At 52.9% G+C, this 18151-nt stretch carries 17 protein-coding genes and 1 rRNA gene; 7 read left to right on the forward strand and 11 right to left on the reverse strand.

Annotation, left to right across the window (positions count from 1 at the left end):
* Positions 1 to 15: 15 nt before the first annotated feature.
* A complete protein-coding gene (locus tag H6G13_RS11505; protein WP_190483356.1) occupies positions 16 to 981 on the reverse strand; it encodes a DUF362 domain-containing protein in 966 nt (321 codons plus the stop codon).
* A gap of 62 nt (positions 982 to 1043) precedes the next feature.
* On the opposite strand from H6G13_RS11505, the gene H6G13_RS11510 reads away from it, so the two are divergent.
* Positions 1044 to 1784: a DUF554 domain-containing protein gene (locus H6G13_RS11510; protein WP_190483357.1), complete on the forward strand. Its 741-nt coding sequence runs from the start codon at positions 1044 to 1046 to the stop codon at positions 1782 to 1784.
* A gap of 41 nt (positions 1785 to 1825) precedes the next feature.
* Here the strand turns inward: H6G13_RS11510 and H6G13_RS11515 are convergent, their stop codons facing one another.
* The 4 genes from H6G13_RS11515 to H6G13_RS11530 all read right to left on the reverse strand — a co-directional run bounded on the left by H6G13_RS11515 (position 1826) and on the right by H6G13_RS11530 (position 6121).
* A complete protein-coding gene (locus H6G13_RS11515; RefSeq protein WP_190483358.1) occupies positions 1826 to 2107 on the reverse strand; it encodes a hypothetical protein in 282 nt (93 codons plus the stop codon).
* A gap of 72 nt (positions 2108 to 2179) precedes the next feature.
* Positions 2180 to 3661 carry a carotenoid oxygenase family protein gene (locus H6G13_RS11520; RefSeq protein WP_190483359.1) on the reverse strand — a complete coding sequence of 494 codons (1482 nt, stop codon included), beginning with the start codon at positions 3659 to 3661 and terminating at the stop codon, positions 2180 to 2182.
* 54 nt (positions 3662 to 3715) lie between these two features.
* A complete protein-coding gene (locus H6G13_RS11525; protein ID WP_190483360.1) occupies positions 3716 to 5152 on the reverse strand; it encodes a folate/biopterin family MFS transporter in 1437 nt (478 codons plus the stop codon).
* Positions 5153 to 5341: 189 nt separating this feature from the next.
* Entirely contained in the window at positions 5342 to 6121 is a 780-nt protein-coding gene (locus H6G13_RS11530; protein WP_190483361.1) for an SDR family oxidoreductase, read from the reverse strand.
* Between the two features lie 412 nt (positions 6122 to 6533).
* Between H6G13_RS11530 and H6G13_RS11535 the strand changes: the two genes are divergently transcribed.
* Entirely contained in the window at positions 6534 to 7070 is a 537-nt protein-coding gene (locus H6G13_RS11535; protein ID WP_190483362.1) for an Hsp20/alpha crystallin family protein, read from the forward strand.
* Positions 7071 to 7151: 81 nt separating this feature from the next.
* On the opposite strand, the gene H6G13_RS11540 is transcribed toward H6G13_RS11535, so the two are convergent.
* Positions 7152 to 8051 carry an alpha/beta hydrolase gene (locus H6G13_RS11540; protein ID WP_190483382.1) on the reverse strand — a complete coding sequence of 300 codons (900 nt, stop codon included), beginning with the start codon at positions 8049 to 8051 and terminating at the stop codon, positions 7152 to 7154.
* A gap of 184 nt (positions 8052 to 8235) precedes the next feature.
* Between H6G13_RS11540 and H6G13_RS11545 the strand changes: the two genes are divergently transcribed.
* The 4 genes from H6G13_RS11545 (at position 8236) to H6G13_RS11560 (ending at position 12377) form a co-directional block, all read left to right on the forward strand.
* Complete coding sequence (locus tag H6G13_RS11545; protein WP_190483363.1) at positions 8236 to 9444, forward strand: 4-hydroxy-3-methylbut-2-enyl diphosphate reductase; 1209 nt, start codon at positions 8236 to 8238, stop codon at positions 9442 to 9444.
* A 20-nt stretch (positions 9445 to 9464) separates the two neighbouring features.
* Entirely contained in the window at positions 9465 to 10046 is a 582-nt protein-coding gene (locus tag H6G13_RS11550) for a TIGR00730 family Rossman fold protein (protein ID WP_190483364.1), read from the forward strand.
* Between the two features lie 48 nt (positions 10047 to 10094).
* Entirely contained in the window at positions 10095 to 11003 is a 909-nt protein-coding gene (locus tag H6G13_RS11555) for an AraC family transcriptional regulator (protein ID WP_190483365.1), read from the forward strand.
* A 189-nt stretch (positions 11004 to 11192) separates the two neighbouring features.
* Positions 11193 to 12377 carry an NAD(P)H-quinone oxidoreductase subunit H gene (locus H6G13_RS11560; protein WP_190483366.1) on the forward strand — a complete coding sequence of 395 codons (1185 nt, stop codon included), beginning with the start codon at positions 11193 to 11195 and terminating at the stop codon, positions 12375 to 12377.
* A gap of 137 nt (positions 12378 to 12514) precedes the next feature.
* On the opposite strand, the gene H6G13_RS11565 is transcribed toward H6G13_RS11560, so the two are convergent.
* The 5 genes from H6G13_RS11565 to H6G13_RS11590 form a co-directional block, all read right to left on the reverse strand.
* Positions 12515 to 13600 carry a DMT family transporter gene (locus tag H6G13_RS11565; protein ID WP_190483367.1) on the reverse strand — a complete coding sequence of 362 codons (1086 nt, stop codon included), beginning with the start codon at positions 13598 to 13600 and terminating at the stop codon, positions 12515 to 12517.
* Positions 13601 to 13730: 130 nt separating this feature from the next.
* On the reverse strand, positions 13731 to 14363 hold the full coding sequence (locus H6G13_RS11570; RefSeq protein WP_190483368.1) for a TetR/AcrR family transcriptional regulator: 633 nt from the start codon (positions 14361 to 14363) through the stop codon (positions 13731 to 13733).
* Positions 14364 to 15036: 673 nt separating this feature from the next.
* Positions 15037 to 15654 carry a hypothetical protein gene (locus H6G13_RS11580; RefSeq protein WP_190483370.1) on the reverse strand — a complete coding sequence of 206 codons (618 nt, stop codon included), beginning with the start codon at positions 15652 to 15654 and terminating at the stop codon, positions 15037 to 15039.
* Between the two features lie 71 nt (positions 15655 to 15725).
* Positions 15726 to 16802, reverse strand: coding sequence for an aromatic ring-hydroxylating dioxygenase subunit alpha (locus H6G13_RS11585; RefSeq protein ID WP_190483371.1), 1077 nt, complete (start codon positions 16800 to 16802; stop codon positions 15726 to 15728).
* A gap of 238 nt (positions 16803 to 17040) precedes the next feature.
* Positions 17041 to 17475, reverse strand: coding sequence for a DUF2188 domain-containing protein (locus H6G13_RS11590; protein ID WP_190483372.1), 435 nt, complete (start codon positions 17473 to 17475; stop codon positions 17041 to 17043).
* Positions 17476 to 18076: 601 nt separating this feature from the next.
* Here H6G13_RS11590 and H6G13_RS11595 point away from each other — a divergent pair.
* Positions 18077 to 18151: ribosomal RNA gene (locus H6G13_RS11595) — 16S ribosomal RNA — on the forward strand; the annotation flags it as partial.

Below are 18151 nucleotides of genomic sequence, written 5' to 3' on the forward strand. Positions count from 1 at the left end.
GGCCCTAGGGCTAAGTCATCGACCGGCATAAGCCGCAATGGGCTCTTTAATAAATCGAATATAGAAGTGCTTGAAGGTAGACTTGACGACGCGGGGTGCGCCAAAGTCAATAGGCATCAGGTGATCGGGCAGCTTCCAGTCGGTGACGCGCAGATCGGCGGGGGTGAAGAGGGGAAATGCGATCGCATCCAGCTCCCCACACACCCCCAACCGCAAAGACTCAGCTACGGTAGGCACGTCTGTCGGGTTTACCCCCAGCACTTCTACCATCGCCCGATCCAGGGCAAAAACATCAGCAGAAGCTCCCAAAACTCCCAGCAGCCGAGGTTCGCCGCCGCTAGGACCATTGCCCTCATGGCCAATAATGCCGTCTAGGATCGTCAGGTCGGGGTCGATCAGGCGGGCCGTTTCCACCAGCATGGTGCCAAAGCGCTGGCGGTCTTTGCCTGCTTCCATATGCCACCAGGCTTTCATCTTGCCGGGAACGCAGCCAAAGAGATTTTTGACGCCCAGGGTAAGGGTAAGCTGCACGTGGGATTTGACCTTGGGCAGATTGATCACCACGTCGGCCTCCATGGCCTCTTTTGACAGCCGCAGGTGGTCAAAGTCGCCGCTGTTAGCAGTGGCGTAGCGGTGCCCATGCAGTTCGACAATCGGTAGACCAATCTCTTCGGCCAAAGGCAGCAGTCCATTGGCTTTAGCCACGCCACGGGCGCTGCCGAAGGCCGGACTGTCGCCTAGAAAGGGTTTTCCGCCCACAGCCTGAACCATCTGAGCCACGCAATAAACCAGCTCAGGCCGGGTAGTGCATTCCTTCGTAGGCCGCGACCCGGTCAGCAGATTGGGCTTTAGCAGCACCCGATCCCCCGGCTTAACAAAGGCGGCCATACCGCCTAGGGGAGCCAAAACGGCTTCCAGATGTTGACGCAACTCGTTACGATCGTAAGTCTGGGCGCGAGTCAGGCTGACTTGGGGAACCATAGCTTCCGTTGACTGCAATTCGTTTTTATTTGTCTTACTAGAGATTAACCTGAGTCTTTGCCATGCTTTCGTTTTGGGCTAAAACCAGCGGCACCTGGATCAATGTCATGACGATTCTGCTGGGAACTGGCGTTGGGCTGCTGCTGCGCGATCGCTTGCCCCAAGCCATGCGGCAGATTATTACCCAGGCAGTAGGGCTAATGACCCTAGTGATCGGCTTTAGCATGGTGCAGAGCTTACCTAGAATCGAAGCCGGACCGATTGACGGCATTATTCTGGCGCTGCTGGCGATGGTAGCCGGGGGGCTGCTGGGAGAATGGGGCCAGATCGAGAAACGCCTGATAGGGGTAGGGGATTTCTTGAAAAAGCAGTTTCGCGGCGGGGGCCGCTTTACGGAAGGGTTTGTGGCGGCTAGTCTGCTGTTTGTAATCGGCCCCATGGCGATTTTGGGCAGCCTCAACAATGGGCTTTCTGGCGATCACACTATCCTGGCCCTCAAATCCACGATGGACGGTTTAGCTTCCGTGGCGCTAACAGGTAGCTATGGCGTAGGGGTTGGCTTTTCGATTCTGCCAGTCTTGGTCTACCAAGCTGGACTGTCGCTGCTGGCGGGCACGTTGGCCACAGCCCTGCCCGATCCAACCAACGACCCCCGTATTCTCATCGTGACGGGGATCGGCGGCATGATTATCCTGGGGCTTAGCCTTAACCTGTTAGAGGTCGGTAAAGTCAGGGTTGCCTCATTTTTGCCAGCGCTGTTAGTAGGGCCGCTGGTAGTTGCGATAGTCAAAGCCTGGCTATAAGAGCCATCACACAGGCCCTATAAAGCTGACCCAAAATCCTCTCAGTCCGGCAGGGTCGCTGCGATAGAGCGACAGTCTAGAGGTGAAGTCTCACCATCCGCTGCAATTCGAGCCTCGCTGGGAGAATAGTCATTGGCCAGCAGATATCGCTCCAGGGCTGCCTGGGCTGCTGAAACTGTGGGCAGGCAATACTGCACCCGAAAGAGAAAAGACAAGTCAGAGCAGGCACTGCCTAAGGGGCTCTCCCAAATCTCAAGCCTGACGCCCGGTTTTTGCGACGTCAGGCGATAGTACACAGAAGTATCGCCTGTCATTGAGGGCATATCGTTAACAGTTAGAGGGGCTTAGTCGGTAACTGCCTCAGAGTGCCCATCCTGTGCGAATAGGCTATCTATCTAAGCCGGGCCAAAATAGGTCTCCACAAAACTGCCGTGCAGCCCGTAGGGAATATGGTGATTTAGCTTGAGCCGGGCAACGGGGTCAGCCTCCAGGTTTTGAGCATCTAGAATGACCAGATCAGAGCAGGTGCGCTCAGCGTTGTAGACCAGAATTAAAATCCAGCCCGCATCCTCTGACTGTCCCTGGGGTTGGGGTACAAAGACCGGCTCTCCAATGAAGCCTCGGGGCGCAGCGCTCCAAATTTGCTCCTGCTGGGTCTCTAGGTCCAGCTTTAGGATGGCCTGCAGGGGTGCATTTCCTGTTGGTGAGTGAGTTGCCCCAATAAATAGATAGCGGTGAGACAACCCCACCCGTTCGGGGTTTAGTGTGGGGAACTCAACGCTGCGGCTAACTAAAGGCGTGGGATCTGCGGTGCCAGCGGCCAAGTCTACAGTAAAGCGCCAGAGTTGACCCTCGGGCACCTGGTCGAAATCAACGTTTAAGTAGTTTTCGCCGCCTTTGAGAGAGGGAAAATCGCTGTAGCGAATGGAGTCTACGACAATACGCCCGTCAACCTCGAATGCATTGGCGTGGTGGAATACAAAGCAGGGATCGGTATCAATAAATTGCACTGGCCCCTCGCCGTTTCTAGGGATCACAACGATCTTGGTGGGGGCTTTTTCATTGAAGGCGATGCACTCTGCTGCACCCTTGAACCCCAACACGTAGGGCAGCGGGTTGAGGGTGACCGGGTTTTGAAAAAAGATGGCGTAATTGGGGGTGATAGCAAAGTCGTGTAGGAAGGCAAAGCCCGGCACGGTGTGGCTATGGCTGGAGAGGGGTTTGCCGTCCAGGTCAAATTCGTAGAGGGTAATGGTGCTGGAAACGCCAGATTTAACCGAGAACCCGACCATGCGGGGCTGACCGCTGTGGTGGCCGGGGTCGAACTTGGGGTGAGCCGTAAAAGCACCACCGGGCGCGATTTGGTCCTCTAGGTCATCAAGACCGATGGTTTCTAGGGTTTGAGGATCGAGGCGGTGAGGTTCTGCCGCTTCCCAGAGCGCTAGCAGCTTGCCGCCCCAGTAGACAACGTGGGTGTTGGCAATATTTTTCAGCTTCAGGTCAAACGCATTGGCCAAGACGCCGCCTGGTTTTTGGGTGCCAAAGACGCCACGAAAAACAGGCTTGCCCTGCTTTTGCTCGGCCACATATCCTTCAGTGCGAATGTAGCGGCTGCGGAAAAAGGCTCGACCCTGCTTAAAGGCAATGCTGTTGATCAGGCCGTCACCATCAAAGGGATGCTTGACGGGGTAGCCGCCGACATCGAGCAGGCCAGGGCCGTTGCGAAAGAGGGTGCCTTCCAAGTCAGCTGGAATTTGACCCTCGATGTCCTCAATCCAGTAAGCAAATTCTTGGGGCTGAGATCGGTATCCGCCCTGCCAGTCTTTTAGGCTGAAGCTTTGGCTGGCTGAAGTTTGGTTCTTTTCACTGGTTAGCATGGCTGGGGCAGTTTTGAAGGAGTTTTTAAGCAGGGGACAGAAAACGGAAGATGCTTATTTCTGCAGCTCCATATCTAGGTCTCTCACCACAACGGGGGTGTCAGTAATCTCGTTCTCTAAAGACAAGGAGAGCTGAGCGCCGGAAGCGGCCTGTATCTGAGGCATTGCTTCGTCTTCCGGGTGACCTTGGGAGGAGGTATTAGGCAGCAGAAACAGCAGCGGCAGCGGCAGCAGCGTCGTCAGATTGGTAATTAGCACCAGCAGCCAGAGACGGTCAAACTGGTTCTCGGTCACGCCTAGCCAGTGGGTTAGCAAGGCTCCCAACTCATGGGAGAGCAGCCCGGCCAGGTTGACAATTGACATTAGCAGGGCAAAAAGCGTGGCTTCTACCCCCGGAGGACAGAGACGGGCCGATAGCACCAGCACAGGCATGAAGGCAATTTGGCCCATCACGGTGAGCACCATGCTGTCTCCCAGGCTGAACCAATGGTCGTCAATACCGAGGCTGCGGTTGGTATGGGTAACCAGCAGCAGCGTAGTCATGCCCAAGACAGAGGAGAGAACGGTAGACCAGCCAAAGATGGTGCGAAAGGAAACCGCCCGCAGAAACCGCTGAAAAATCCAGATGCCTACCAGCGCAGCTAGGCTGGTTACCAACCGCACTCGGCCTAGAAATTCTGGCTGAAACCCCAGATCGTTTGTAGTGAAAAAGAAGAAAGCTGAATCGGCGGAGGGAGTCGCCTGCCACAAAAAAAGGAACAGGGCAGGCATCCAGATCGCTTTTTGACTAATGGCCTTGCGCAGATCGGTGACCTGACCCCAGACCACGGCCATGTTCGGCCTTTGCTCTACTGGAGACTCGGCGATCATCCAGGCTACTACCGACACCACTAGCGGGAAGAGGGCTGTAATGGCAAAGACTGTGCGGGTCGATACTTCCTGTAGTAACAGGCCGCCTAGATAAGCCGTAATTAAGCCTCCCACGGCAGAGGTGCCCCAGGCTAAAGCCTGCAAAGATCCCGCATCGCTCTGGGACTCGTTGCGGGCGCGTTCAACGACTAGGGAATCGACGATCACATCGCTGACGGCAACGGAGAGTGAACTCAGGGTGATGGCTGCGATCGCAGCCCATCCCGTCTGCACCACTGTGGCTAGAGCTACCCAGGCAGCAGCCCCCAAAAAACCCGAAAGAATGAGATAGGGCCGCCGCCGATAGCCAAATAGGGGAAAGCCATCAGACAGAAAGCCAAACACGGGCTTAATCGTCCACGGTAGGGTAGCAATCCCGGTGAGGGCTGCGACTTCGGCGGGAGTGAGGCCCAGGTCGTCTTTCAGAAAAAAGCTGACTGCCAGACGGGCTAGACCGAGAATGCCCTGGACAAAGTAAACCAGGAGAATCGCTGTCAACTCCAGAGTCAGGGGTTGGCCCAGCAAGATTTTGTTCTCGATAAACCGTTTGATGGGGCTGGTTGATGGGGTGGAATCACTCATGCAGTCAGCGTGCTTAAAGGGCTTTGAGAAGGGTTTTGAGAGGCGTTTTGAAAAGAATTTTGTAAGGTTAGGCCAGTATTAAGAAATGTCAACTCTCTACCTATGATAGCTTTCTGCTAAAAAGCAGCCAGCAGCCTCGGTCATTTGGCAGAGTGTTGGGGTCGCTTGCACAATGGCTCAGGCCACGGCTTAGGCGGGAGACTGCATCTGGCGCACAGCATTGGTGAGCAGCTTTCTGGGCAAGAATCGGGAGGCCAAGGTTAGCGCCCGATTGCTTAGGCCCTGAACGGCAACCCACTCTCCTCGCTGCATGGCCTGGTAGCCAAGTTCGGCGACCTCTGCTGCTGTGGGTAGTTTGCGGCCTTGCACCAGCTTAGATTGCCCCATTCCCGAATTTTCCTGAAACTCGGAGGTCGTGGGGCCGGGGCAAAAGGTGGTGGCAGTGACGCCTGTGCCCTCTAACTCACTTGCGATCGCACTGGTAAACGACAGCACATAGGCTTTGGTGGCAAAGTAAACCGCCATCAGCGGTCCTGGCTGAAAGGCTGCTGTCGAAGCCAAATTGAGAATTTTGCCCTGCTGCCGCGCCACCATTGCGGGCAGAAACAGCCGTGTCAGATGGGTTAGCGCCAGCACGTTGAGCTGAATCATCTGCTCCTGTTTGTCCCAATCTGTTTCTACAAAGGGGCCGTAGTCGCCAAAGCCAGCATTGTTCACTAGCCCGTCAACAGCAATGCCTTCAGCTTGAGTCCAGCCAAACAGCTGCTGCCGGGCTTCTGCCTGAGTCAAGTCGGCCCTATAGGTCCACACCTGAATGCCATAGGCGCTTTCTAACTCGGATTTGAGAGCTTTTAAGGGCTCCTCACGGCGGGCGACTAGAACTAGGTTGTGCCGGTCGCGACCACAGACTTTAGCGAGTTCGTAGCCAATGCCGCTGGATGCGCCTGTGATGAGAAAGGTTTGGCTCATTGGATTGGGTTGTGTGTAGCAAAGATGGCTTGATCATACGGTAGGGCTCGATTAAGTATTTTTAGGAGAAGTTATTTGGTTGCTAACTGTCGAAAGTGCGAGTTTACGTTCCCCCTCTGCCCTTGAAGCGGAGGAATTAGCGAGAAGCAGATGCTCCGAGAATTTGAGAAGGCCGATTCAAGGTTGAGTTGAAGATGCTGCAATTGCAGATACAGAAAACTTTGAAGAATCCATTGGTTGCTGTTAGCTGTTCGGTCAGTACGGTTCGGTTAGTTCGGTGGGGAAATACGGCTGGCGAGTAGGGTTCTTTCGACTGTTTACCCCTTAGAAAATTCAGCATTATAGAAACTGTAGAAAGATTGAGAGAGCGGTTAAAGCCTCACTCTTCGGTAACAGCTCTTGGAGGTTTAAGATGATGGTTCGCTATTGGCAACCTTTCCGTGAAATTGATGCCCTTCGCCGTCAAGTTGATGACGTTTTTAGTGAACTAACGGATATGTCAACTGCTGTCAGATCGACCTGGGCTCCAGCTGTGCGGCTGGTTGATACCGGCAACGATTATGTTCTGCACATTCAGCTTTCGGGCGTAAAAGCTGAAGATCTCGACATTCAAGCTACCCGAGAAGCCGTAGTGATTACGGGTGAGCGCAAAGCTGCTGAGGCCGCTGAAGGCCACAAAGTGTTGTTTGATGACCTGCGCTATGGCACTTTCCGCCGCGTGATTACGCTGCCCGAAGCCATTCAAAATGACCACATTCAGGCTGATTTCTCCAATGGTCTGCTGACCCTGACTCTGCCTAAAGTAGTCGAGGCTCGCAATAAAGTTGTGAAGATCAACTTGGGTGAACTGAAAGGCGCTGATGCCCCTGCGATCGCACCTGCCGCGGCAACTGCAACCGATGCAGCCGATGCCGAAACCAGCGACATTTGGGCCGCTAACGAAGCCTAATTCTTTTCTTTAGCCTGTTTGAATCTCTTGCTAGCTAGTTCATAATCCACGGGGCAGGTCATTCCTGCCCCTTTTTTGCTTTTATGGCTGCTCGATCTGCGCTAGGTATTGACGAATCAGGCCAATCACAACGGCTGGAAACTCCAGGTGAGGCGTCAACCCCATTGCTGGGAGAACCTGAAAAGCACGAACAGCTTTGGGGCCAAGTTCGGCCAGCCGACGACCTGTTTTAACATCAACAAACTGGGCCTGATCGCCCCAAATAATGTAGGTGGGAACAGCTAATTTGGGCATCTCCAGCGACAGGTCAAAGGAGAGATCGCCCCGCACAAAGGCCAGGGCTGCATCTTCAGCATTGGGCTGTTGGGCCGAGGCCACGTAGGCGCTGACCATTTCCTCAGAGACCAGATCGGGATCGGCAAACTGGCGCTCCTGCAGAAAGCTGCGGATGGCATCGGAAGTTGCGATCGCACCCCAATAAATCGCCTTATCCACCAGCGGCAGCCGCAAAATCTGGGCAAATAGTTCCTGAGCTGTGCTCTTGCCAAAATCGGCCAGTCCCGCTGGGGCCACCAAAATCAGTGCCTTGACTCGTTCAGGATGCTCAATGGCAACCCGCACCATCATGGCAGCGGTCAGAGACGAGGCGACAACCGTAGCTGGCCCTTCACAGGTTTTGTCTAGAAATTCGCTGAGCGTTGTCAGATAGTCCTCCACACGGTAGCTACGGGCTGGATGGTCGGACTTGCCCCAACCCAGCAGATCGGGGGCTAGCACTCGGTAGCGGGGAGCAAAGGCCGGGTAAACCTTCGACCACTCGTAGCTAGAAGATCCGCCGCCAAAGCCGTGGGCAAAGACCAGCGGTTCGGTCGGTTCGGCAGGTTGGGCAGGCGACCAGAAATCCGTTTGGGGCAGGGCGTAGGCGATTGATCCTAGGGAAGTGACGACCGACTTTTGCTCAAAACCAGGGGAAATCAGCATATCTTGGCCTTGGCAGGCTGTACGTTTTACTGAATACAGGCTAAGCCATTCGCGCCAGGACGGGTGAGCCAAGATAGGTGGAACCAGCGTCCGCACCGATCCATTGGCATTTGCAATCTCTCGCAGCCAAATCCCCCCCTACAAACCGTTATTCTAGTAACGTGCCGACATGCCGCGAGGAGTTATGGATACTAAAGCTTTCAAGCGATCTCTCCACCAATCTGACAAGTACTTCCGCAAGGGCTTTGGCCATGAGGAAGACGTTGCTGGGCAGATGCAGAGCGAGTATCAGAGCGGGCTGATCCAAGAGATGCGCGACAATCACTACACCCTCACCCGTGGCAACGTCACCATCCGGCTAGCCCAGGCCTTTGGCTTTTGCTGGGGAGTAGAGCGGGCAGTCGCAATGGCCTACGAAACTCGGCAGCACTTTCCCACTGAGCGCATCTGGATTACTAACGAAATCATTCACAATCCCAGCGTCAATCAGCGGCTAAAGGAGATGGCCGTCGAGTTTATTGAAGTGGAAAACGGCCAAAAGCACTTCGAAGTAGTCGGCAATGGCGATGTTGTGATCCTGCCTGCCTTTGGAGCCAGCGTTCAAGAAATGCAGCTGCTCAACGGCAAGGGCTGCACCATTGTCGATACCACCTGCCCCTGGGTGTCTAAAGTGTGGAACACCGTTGAGAAGCACAAGAAAAAAGACTGTACCTCCATCATTCACGGCAAGTACAACCACGAAGAAACCATTGCCACCAGCTCCTTTGCGGGCAAATACCTGGTAGTGCTGAATCTGGCCCAGGCCGAATACGTCGCTAACTACATCTTGAATGGTGGCGACCGCGACGAGTTTATGACCCAGTTCCGCAACGCCCACTCAGAAGGCTTTGACCCAGATCGTGATCTCGAGAGCGTCGGCATTGCCAACCAGACCACTATGCTCAAGGGCGAAACCGAGCAGATCGGCAAGCTGTTTGAGCGCACTATGCTGAAAAAATACGGCCCCCAGGCTCTAGCTGAACACTTCCAGAGCTTTAATACCATCTGTGACGCTACTCAGGAGCGCCAAGATGCCATGTTTGACTTGGTCGATGAGCAGCTAGACCTGATGGTGGTGATCGGCGGCTACAACTCCTCCAACACCACTCACCTGCAGGAGATTGCGATTGAGCGCAACATTCCTTCGTACCACATCGACAGCGCCCACCGCATTGGCCCCGGCAACCGTATCGAGCACAAAGTCTTGCATGGTGAGATGACTATCACCGATCCCTGGCTGCCCGAAGGGCCTTTAGTGGTGGGCATTACCTCTGGGGCTTCCACCCCCGATCGCTCGGTCGAAGAAACCATTGAGCGAATTTTTGCTCTTAAAGCAGCTGTTCCCGTGGCGTAGCGCCTGTGTAAAGTGCCCGTATGAATCGAATCTGCGTTTACTGCGGCTCAAACTTTGGCGATCGCAAAAGCTACCTTGAAACTGCCCAAGCTCTGGGCACGGTGATGGCCGAGCGCGGTATTACGCTCGTGTATGGAGGCGGTAACGTTGGCCTAATGGGGGCAGTTGCTGACACTGTGCTGGGGGCAGGCGGCCAAGTCATTGGGGTAATTCCCCAAGCGCTGGTGGATAAGGAAGTCGCTCATACCGGCTTGAGCGATCTGCGAGTGGTCAGCTCTATGCACGAGCGTAAGGCATTGATGGCTGAGCTGTCAGATGCCTTTATTGCTCTGCCTGGTGGGTTAGGCACGCTGGAGGAATTCTGCGAAATTGCTACCTGGACTCAGCTCGGGTTTCATACCAAAGCTTGTGGCTTGCTCAATGTGGACGGCTTTTACAACGGGCTGCTAACGTTTCTAGACCACGCTACTCAGGAGAAGTTCATTCGCCCTGCCCACAGGGGCATTGTTTTAGCTGATACTGATCCGGCAGCGCTAATCGACAAACTCGCTAAATTCGAAGTGCCCGTAGTCCAAAAGTGGATTGCTCGCGGCGAGCAGTAGCGCCTGTTAAAGTGATGGATATCAAGCGCTAACTGCAGGCGTACAGCAATGTCATCCGTCGTCGTTGACTTCGCTAAGGAAAAAGAAGAGGGGTACAAACGCATCTTCGCGCGGCCGCCTCTGCTCAGCAGCGTAGCAACCCAGTGGGACGGCATCTTAACGGCCTATGACTACATGCCGCCGGGAGAAACACCTGAGATATCGGTCAAGCAGCACGGCATTGGCATCTTTGTCGATTTGCCCCAGCCGGTTCTAGCAGAACGATTCATCGACGGGCAGTTTCGCCGCGAATACGTCTCCCCCGGCGACATGGTAGTGGTTCCGGCAGATACCTGGCATCGCACCCGCTGGACTCTAGCTGGGGGCGTCATCGTAATCGGGCTTGAGCCTAAAACCTTTACGCAGACGGTGGATGAAACGGTGGGTTGCGATCGCATCGAACTCATCCCCCACTTTGCCACCGCCGACCCGCTGGTTCAACAAATCGGCCTCGCCCTCAAACGCGCCCTAGAAAATGCAGGCAGCGGCAGCCGTTTGTACGCCGAAACGATGACCACCGCCCTGATGGTTCATCTGCTGCAGTACTACTCCGCCCAGCAGCTCACCCTGCCCATCTACAGCGGCGGATTGCCCTATCCTCAACTGCGGCGCATAGTTGACTATATCCAAGCCCATCTCGACCAAGATTTAAGCCTCAGAGACCTAGCCGCCGTTGTGCAGCTCAGCCCCCACTACTTCTCCCAGCTTTTCAAGCAATCAACCGGCGTTACACCTCATCAGTACGTCATTCAGCGCCGGGTTGAACGCGCCAAAGAGCTGCTGAAGCAGACCCAGCTCACCCTTGCCGATGTCGCCAGAGTCGTTGGCTTTGTCGATCAGAGCCATTTCCACCGCCACTTCAAACGACTCGTAGGCATTACTCCCAGAGCCTTCCTCAAACAAGTCAGGTCGTACTAGCAGAGCAAACGCCAAACCCCGTAAGTTGGCGTCAAGCGCAGCGCGACCCAACATTCCAACCAGGAACACTCATCGGAAGAATATCCAAAAACCGGAAAAACCTACAAGATTTCTCCGCCCCAGCACTCAATACTGAGGTCATCAGATTCCCCACCTGAGTCAGGCCCAACGCCTGGAGGAGATGTCGTGATGGCAATGCTGGAAACCAAGACCGAACCGATGGTGCTCAACATGGGGCCGCACCACCCTTCCATGCACGGCTGCTTTCGCATGATTGTCACCCTAGACGGGGAAGACGTAGTTGATTGCGAACCCGTCATTGGCTACCTCCATCGCGGCATGGAAAAAATCGCTGAAAACCGCACCACCGTTATGTACGTGCCCTACGTCAGCCGTTGGGACTATGCGGCAGGCATGTTTAACGAAGCCATCACCGTCAATGCTGTCGAGAAGCTAGCAGACATTCCCGTTCCCAAGCGAGCCAGCTACATTCGCATGATCATGCTAGAGCTGAACCGCATTGCCAACCACCTCCTTTGGCTGGGGCCTTTCTTGCTGGATATGGGTGCAGGCACCCCCTTTTTCTACATCTTCCGTGAACGCGAAATGATCTACGACCTGTGGGAAGCTGCAACAGGCTACCGCATGGTCAACAACAACTACTTTCGCGTAGGAGGTGTAGCGGTAGATCTGCCCTACGGCTGGCTCGATAAGTGCCAAGACTTCTGCGATTACTTTGCCGCCAAAGTTCAAGAGTACGAACGTCTCATCACCGACAACCCCATCTTCCGGCGCAGAATCGAAGGCATTGGTGCGATCACTCGAGAAGACGCCATTAACTGGGGCCTCTCTGGCCCCATGCTGCGGGCCTCTGGGGTGAAGTGGGATCTCCGCAAAGTAGACCACTACGAACGCTACGACGACTTTGATTGGGACGTGCAGTGGGAAACCGCCGGAGACTGTCTGGCCCGCTACTGGGTCAGAATTCGAGAAATGCGCGAATCGGTCAAGATCATTCAACAAGCGATTGCCCAAATTCCAGGCGGCCCCTACGAAAACCTGGAAGCCAAGCGCATGGCCGCAGGCCCCAAAGCAGAGTGGAATAACTTTGACTACCAGTTCATCAGCAAAAAAATTGCTCCCACCTTCAAAATTCCCAAAGGAGAGCACTACGTCCGACTGGAGAGCGGCAAAGGCGAGCTGGGTATTTATGTCATAGGAGACGACACAGTGTTTCCCTGGCGCTGGAAGATTCGCGCTGCCGACTTCAACAACCTGCAGATTTTGCCCAATCTGTTAAAAGGCATGAAAGTTGCAGATATCGTCGTCATTCTCGGCAGCATCGACATCATTATGGGATCGGTCGATCGCTGAGGGCCTAAATTTGTACCGCTCAAAGCAGGCAATGACCCATTGAGGCACATGTTGCTCGGCTCTTTTCCTTGTAATAATGCTCTGCTGATTTCTTGTCAGCTGAAACATTAGAGTGCCTCTCCTAAGCTTCAGATGCATTAAGCTGATTCTTCGGCTGAAGCACCCGAATTTAAGCTGCCACTACTAATAGCAGTAACCCAAAGCGTCACTAGAAAAATCCCGATTAGCTGATGTTTCCCTTGTAGTGCTTCCTGAATCAATAACCACGCGATAGCTGTTGTTAAAACAGGGCCAGTTGCTCCCACAATGGAGGCAAGGGTAGCCCCAATAGCTGCAATCCCGAAGTTGGTAAATAAGAACCCCACAATACTTGTAAGCGATAAGGCAAACGTGCTTTGCCATAAAGAGGACCACATGTCTGGGGAAACTTGGATTTGTAGCGCGGGGATAAGTTCTGTTAACTCAGGGATGAAATTAATTGCGCCCAAACTCAGAGTATTGAGGATAAGAATTTCTGTAAAAGTTGCTAGTGTGAAAGACACTGGATGGGCGTTATGTTTCTGAGAACATATTTGAGCCATGACTGCATAAGCGGCAAAAGCAACACCCGCCAAGGCAGCCGTAAAAACTCCTAATAAAGTACTGTTTGACTCTACCCCTTCAGCATTAGGAATAACCAGCAGACAGCCCGAATAAATCGTAATAACTGCTAGTCCTAATATAACGGTGGGGCGATTTCCGAATATTAGCCACGTCAACAAAATTGTGATTGTTGGGTAGATAAAGAAAATTGTTGTGGCAACTCCTGCTGAAATACTGCTCAGCGAAAAATACATCGCTATCTGCGAGAGAAACAGTAAAAAGCCGCTACCTAAAACCTTTCCTAGGAGAGCCCGATTAGAAGGCTTAAATAGCTTCAACATATCTTGCCATAGAGCTCTATGCAGGAAAGGACCTACTAAAAAAGCTGTAAAAAGGACAATAAATAGAACCCGCATAAAAAGAATTAGCAAAGAGTTCCCTATTCCTAGAGAGATGAATCCTCCAATCCTAAAGCTCCCTAATACTGTTTGCTGACTAAAGATGATCCTAACAAAAACGTTTTGAAGTGAGAGGCTCAGGGAGGCCAGCAGAAGCATCAAAGAACCTTTAACCAGTCTGCTATTCACCATCCTTCTCCAAGTGTTTAGAATTAGTTGAGAAGTTATGGGGTTACGTTGCATGGCTTTGCTCCAGCTTCAAGCAGTAACTTTATAGGCTTAGTTCAGGCGTGCATTTGTTTTGAGGAAATGTTAGGCGATTCTATCGAGTTCGGTCAACTGCTATCTTGAATCAGAACTGATATGCTCGACATCAGTCTGGAAAGTACTGCTTGAGGTAGGCAATCAGCAGTTTTTTGGTCTCGCCTAAGACTTGCTGCTGAAAAGTGCGATCGCGCGTTAGCGACAAAATCTCCAGTGCACTCGCCACCTCCACACACACCGCAGCCAGCAAATCTCGCTGCTCCGCCTCCAGCCAAGGATGCCGTGCCCCTAAGAAAGCCGACAGCTGCTGAGCAATCTCCTGATTAAAAGCCGTATCCATCGCTAGCGTCTCAGTCGAAACCAGACGAGACTGCACAAAGACTGCTCGAAAGGCTGGGTTGGCACTAACAAACTGGTCAAAGCCATCAACCACCTGACCAACATATTCCTCCAGCGTCAGCTGAAACGCCTCCTCGCTGTGTAGCGCGTCAAAGAGTTGCCTGAGCTGATCAAGATATCGGCTGACCAAGGCCTGAAACACAGCCAGTTTATCGGGAAAGAAACGGTACAGCCCACCCACAGACGTATCTGCCTGGGCCGCAATGTCGTCTGTCGTAACCGACTCATATCCCCGTGCAGCAAACAGTTCAGCCCCCGCATCCAAAATCCGATCAAACCGCTCCCGGCTGCGAGCCTGCTTAGGCATACGCCAGCGGGGTTCATAAATAGGGATTTCGGACATAGGCTCAGATCCGGTTGACAAACGCGAGGCTTTCCTCGTATTTTATAAATGCGAGGTAAATCTCGCGTTTATACTTTACACCACTTCAAATGGAGGAATCCATGCAAGCCGAAGCTAAATTGGGCCTGCCTAAAAGTTATGGTCAGCAAACTCCCTACGGGTTCTTTTTGTTTACAAGCTTTGTCGCCTGGTTGATTGCAACCCTTGTGATGCGGCTCTGGGGACACACCTTCTTTTTCCCTAGTAGCAATTTGAATATGATTGCTATTTTTCTCCTTCCTCTCGTGTGTCTCCCCCCCTTTGTTCATGCACTGTTTCGCTGGAAAGGATTGCAGCCCAACCAATACCTAGAAGCTACGATTTGCTTGGCAATTCCAGGAATGCTGCTAGATGTTGAAACAGCGTACTTTTTTCAGCGGGTGTATCCCAATGTTTTGCCATCTGCAGATGGTCCTTATGGGGCCTGGTTGCTTTGGGTTTATTTAATTGTGTTGGTAACAGGGCTGGCTACTAGCCTACATAGTAAGTTGCGGAAGGTTTAAAGGCTTCTTTTAACCCAGTTTTTAAGCCACTTTAGCAAACCAGCAGTCACCAATCAAATTGGCTGACTGCTGACTTTTATAGGCCGTAGCTTGCCCATATCTAACGCAGTGAGTCATAGAACCCGCCTACTCTAATCAGCGCATTCCTGCATCAGCAGAAATATCGTGCCATGAGGCACTAAAATAGTCGATTCTGGAATCGAGATATCTCCCTGATAATCAAGCTTGGCTCCTCGGCCGATCCACTCTTTGAGGCTCAAACTCTCTCCAGCCCGCATTTGGGATAAATGATCATCATTCAGGTAAACCAGCGCTGCAATCTCATTACAGGGCTGAGGTTTAGCCCCCAACTCGGCATTAAAAGCGACCAGGTAATAGGCCTGTTTGGAATCTGCCATGCTGCCGTGGTCAGAGTGCGTACGTTTCTCCCAAATCAGCCGGGGTCGAATCAGTTCATCCAGTAAATTAACGCACTCAAAGGTGCCGTCTGGATGAAGGAAAAGCGTGCTCTGGGCACTAGTCAAGCTATTAATAACGTTGCCAATCTCCTCTCGACCTTCCCGCAGTGCGCAGGCCGCAAATGATTCAGAGCAGTTTTGCCGCTTGCCGCCAACTCCAAACAGGCGCACTCTATCAAACGGCAGCAGCAACTCTCGCTTGGGAATGGAAAAGACGTGATAGCCCTCCCATCGCAAAAACAGCGCAGTTCCAGCAGCGGTCGTCGATTGGATAAAGTCCGATAGTCGCATGATGGCCCATAAAAAGGCTGCTATCCGTTGTGAGAATAGCAGCTTTGTGATTGCCAGCACAGAGTTTCCAACTAGACCAGCTGTTCAACTCGCTGCTCAGGCTTCTCCTTGCGTGGGTCAAGTCCCCGCTCTAACCGAGACAGCGTTTGCTCGACTTCACCATGAGCCCGCAAGAGCGCCGAAACCTTTTTGCGAATGAGCAGCCCCGGACGATCGGTGAACATATGCTCCTCCTGGCTGGCGGAGAGCGGTACATCGTAGTCGGTAGATTCTAGAATGCGCTTGTCTTCCAGGGTTACTGCCCGATCAAAGGCAATCACATCAGCCGCCTTGGTGTCGGCCTCCGTATCGTTGCGCACACAGAACTGCACCATTTGAGAAGTTCCATCGCTCATGGGCGTCATTGTATTGACAATGACGTGGGACAAACCGTTGGGATAGTTGATGCGTAGCCGAATGGTGAAGGGCATGAACCAGTCCATCTCTAGCGTGCGATAGGTCTGGGAGTCTGCCATCTTTAGATTTTGCTGCTGCAGCTCAGGGTTAACGACTCCCAGCACGCCTTCCACGTGAATGCCATAGTCCGTCTCGATAATGTCTAACGAATCGGGAACCGGGTGCTCTTCGCTGCCAAAGGTAGTGGTGTGAACAAAGGTTGGATGGGCCAAATCTAGCTCATTCTCCATTACCCGCAGACCCGCACATTGCCAGGGCTCGTAAAACTCATGGATAAGCCGAAAACTAGAATCCGCAGCTTCGGGAATCTCTGGAATGTCGCTAACTGGCTCATCCAAACAGACCCAGACATAACCATAACGAACCGTGCAGGAGTAGGCGCTGACCCGATAGGACGCTGGAATTGCCGCTCCTTCTTTGAGCTGAGGAACGCGCACACAGGCTCCCTTTCCGTCAAATTCCCAACCATGGTATGCGCAGGCCAGATTGCCGTTGCAGACTTTGCCGAGAGACAGCTTGGCAGTGCGGTGGCAGCAGCGATCCCGCACCGCCGCCGGCTGCCCCTGTTCGTCCAGCCAAAGGACAATAGATTCACCCAGCAATTGAAATGATTGGGGACCGGCTGTTAGGTTCTCCACCAGCATGACCGGGTACCAGAAGCGTCGGAAGATCGGTTGCTTAGTGACTAGCATGGAAAATTGGGCTTCTCTAGCAACAACTGCTGACAACACCTGCCCGCATTCAAGCCATCGTGTACTGTGCGCAGAAAGATGTTTGTCAATCCTTATACAAAAACCCTCATACAAAGTTGAGCCTTTGCAGGGACTAGTGCTAAAAGTAGCTACCAGATATAAAACACCAGATAGTAGAAAGAGAACTGACGCTGTGCAATTGCGCCTCAGTTATTCAGCTCCGTCGAGCTATAGCCCTTCAAGCAGAATAATCTTCCTCATCCACGACTTGTCCTGTCTCATCGTGAACGTACAGCTCAACTTGCTGGGTCTTTGCCTTTTCTCGGGCTTTGTGTAAGACATCTCCCTTTTGTTGTCCGTGGGCGATGCGCTGCTCATCTCGCCGCGCAATCCAGCCGTCGCCTTGGGGATCAGGAATAACGTGAATAGCGTGGTCTGCCTGCGGATCTCCTTTTGCGATCGCATGCCCCGCTGAACCCGCTGCCCCCGTTTGCCGGATAGGCTTACCCCGGCGTTTGGCCCACTTTTCAGCTTGGGCTGTCGCGATTGCGATCGCCTGGCCCTCTCTATAACCTTCTCCTAACAGTGCGTTAGCAATCTCAATTGCTTTATGCCGCACCTCGTCCGCCAGGTTCTTCATAGAAGCTGGGTAATCCTTGTCAGACCAGGGCATGAATACTGTCCTCTAAATCAAAGCCTCAGCAGAAAACGATACTTGCGACTGAAAACTGGAGAAAAGAGGAACCTTTTGCCTCCTACCCTCTGCCTTCGGCCCTTCCCCCACGCATCTGAAGTTCGGTGCGATGCTCAGGCAATCGTTTCTTGAAAGCCATCACGATCCTACCCATCCTAAAAAATTTGTCGATCTGGCTCGTCTAACCAGGGGAGCATCCCCTGAAACCTGCTCAAGCCTCTCTACGGTAGGCTTTGCAGTCACCCCTCAAAAATCTCAAAAAAACTTTCTCAACCCCCTTGCAATTTTCAGAAAGGGTTGATACATTAGTAAAGCGCTCGAAGAGAGGACGCCAAATACAGCGGCCTGAGCAGTAAGACAACGCTATATATAGAGATTAAAGCTCTAGACAAGCCACGTCAAGCTTCCGAGAGGGAGTAATACTGTCAAGTTACTGTAAAGGGCTCTTTCAAGAAACGCGGAACCTAGACAAGAGAATAAGTTTGGAAGCCAGTTTATTAATTCTCGTCAATTAAGAATGAGTTTTGACTTAGGTCAAAGCGAGAGTTAACCGGATGAGAGCATCTGGTTCGAATTTTCTATTATGGAGAGTTTGATCCTGGCTCAGGATGAACGCTGGCGGCGTGCTTAACACATGCAAGTCGAACGGAATGCT

Source organism: Pseudanabaena sp. FACHB-2040, from assembly GCF_014696715.1.
GTDB lineage: Bacteria > Cyanobacteriota > Cyanobacteriia > Phormidesmidales > Phormidesmidaceae > JACVSF01.

Bases quoted from the DNA above. Each gene is read 5' to 3' on its own strand.
- H6G13_RS11505 (WP_190483356.1), bottom strand. From the start codon at position 981: ATGGTTCCCCAAGTCAGCCTGACTCGCGCCCAGACTTACGATCGTAAC.
- H6G13_RS11510 (WP_190483357.1), top strand. From the start codon at position 1,044: ATGCTTTCGTTTTGGGCTAAAACCAGCGGCACCTGGATCAATGTCATG.
- H6G13_RS11515 (WP_190483358.1), bottom strand. From the start codon at position 2,107: ATGCCCTCAATGACAGGCGATACTTCTGTGTACTATCGCCTGACGTCG.
- H6G13_RS11520 (WP_190483359.1), bottom strand. From the start codon at position 3,661: ATGCTAACCAGTGAAAAGAACCAAACTTCAGCCAGCCAAAGCTTCAGC.
- H6G13_RS11525 (WP_190483360.1), bottom strand. From the start codon at position 5,152: ATGAGTGATTCCACCCCATCAACCAGCCCCATCAAACGGTTTATCGAG.
- H6G13_RS11530 (WP_190483361.1), bottom strand. From the start codon at position 6,121: ATGAGCCAAACCTTTCTCATCACAGGCGCATCCAGCGGCATTGGCTAC.
- H6G13_RS11535 (WP_190483362.1), top strand. From the start codon at position 6,534: ATGATGGTTCGCTATTGGCAACCTTTCCGTGAAATTGATGCCCTTCGC.
- H6G13_RS11540 (WP_190483382.1), bottom strand. From the start codon at position 8,051: ATGCTGATTTCCCCTGGTTTTGAGCAAAAGTCGGTCGTCACTTCCCTA.
- H6G13_RS11545 (WP_190483363.1), top strand. From the start codon at position 8,236: ATGGATACTAAAGCTTTCAAGCGATCTCTCCACCAATCTGACAAGTAC.
- H6G13_RS11550 (WP_190483364.1), top strand. From the start codon at position 9,465: ATGAATCGAATCTGCGTTTACTGCGGCTCAAACTTTGGCGATCGCAAA.
- H6G13_RS11555 (WP_190483365.1), top strand. From the start codon at position 10,095: ATGTCATCCGTCGTCGTTGACTTCGCTAAGGAAAAAGAAGAGGGGTAC.
- H6G13_RS11560 (WP_190483366.1), top strand. From the start codon at position 11,193: ATGGCAATGCTGGAAACCAAGACCGAACCGATGGTGCTCAACATGGGG.
- H6G13_RS11565 (WP_190483367.1), bottom strand. From the start codon at position 13,600: ATGCAACGTAACCCCATAACTTCTCAACTAATTCTAAACACTTGGAGA.
- H6G13_RS11570 (WP_190483368.1), bottom strand. From the start codon at position 14,363: ATGTCCGAAATCCCTATTTATGAACCCCGCTGGCGTATGCCTAAGCAG.
- H6G13_RS11580 (WP_190483370.1), bottom strand. From the start codon at position 15,654: ATGCGACTATCGGACTTTATCCAATCGACGACCGCTGCTGGAACTGCG.
- H6G13_RS11585 (WP_190483371.1), bottom strand. From the start codon at position 16,802: ATGCTAGTCACTAAGCAACCGATCTTCCGACGCTTCTGGTACCCGGTC.
- H6G13_RS11590 (WP_190483372.1), bottom strand. From the start codon at position 17,475: ATGCCCTGGTCTGACAAGGATTACCCAGCTTCTATGAAGAACCTGGCG.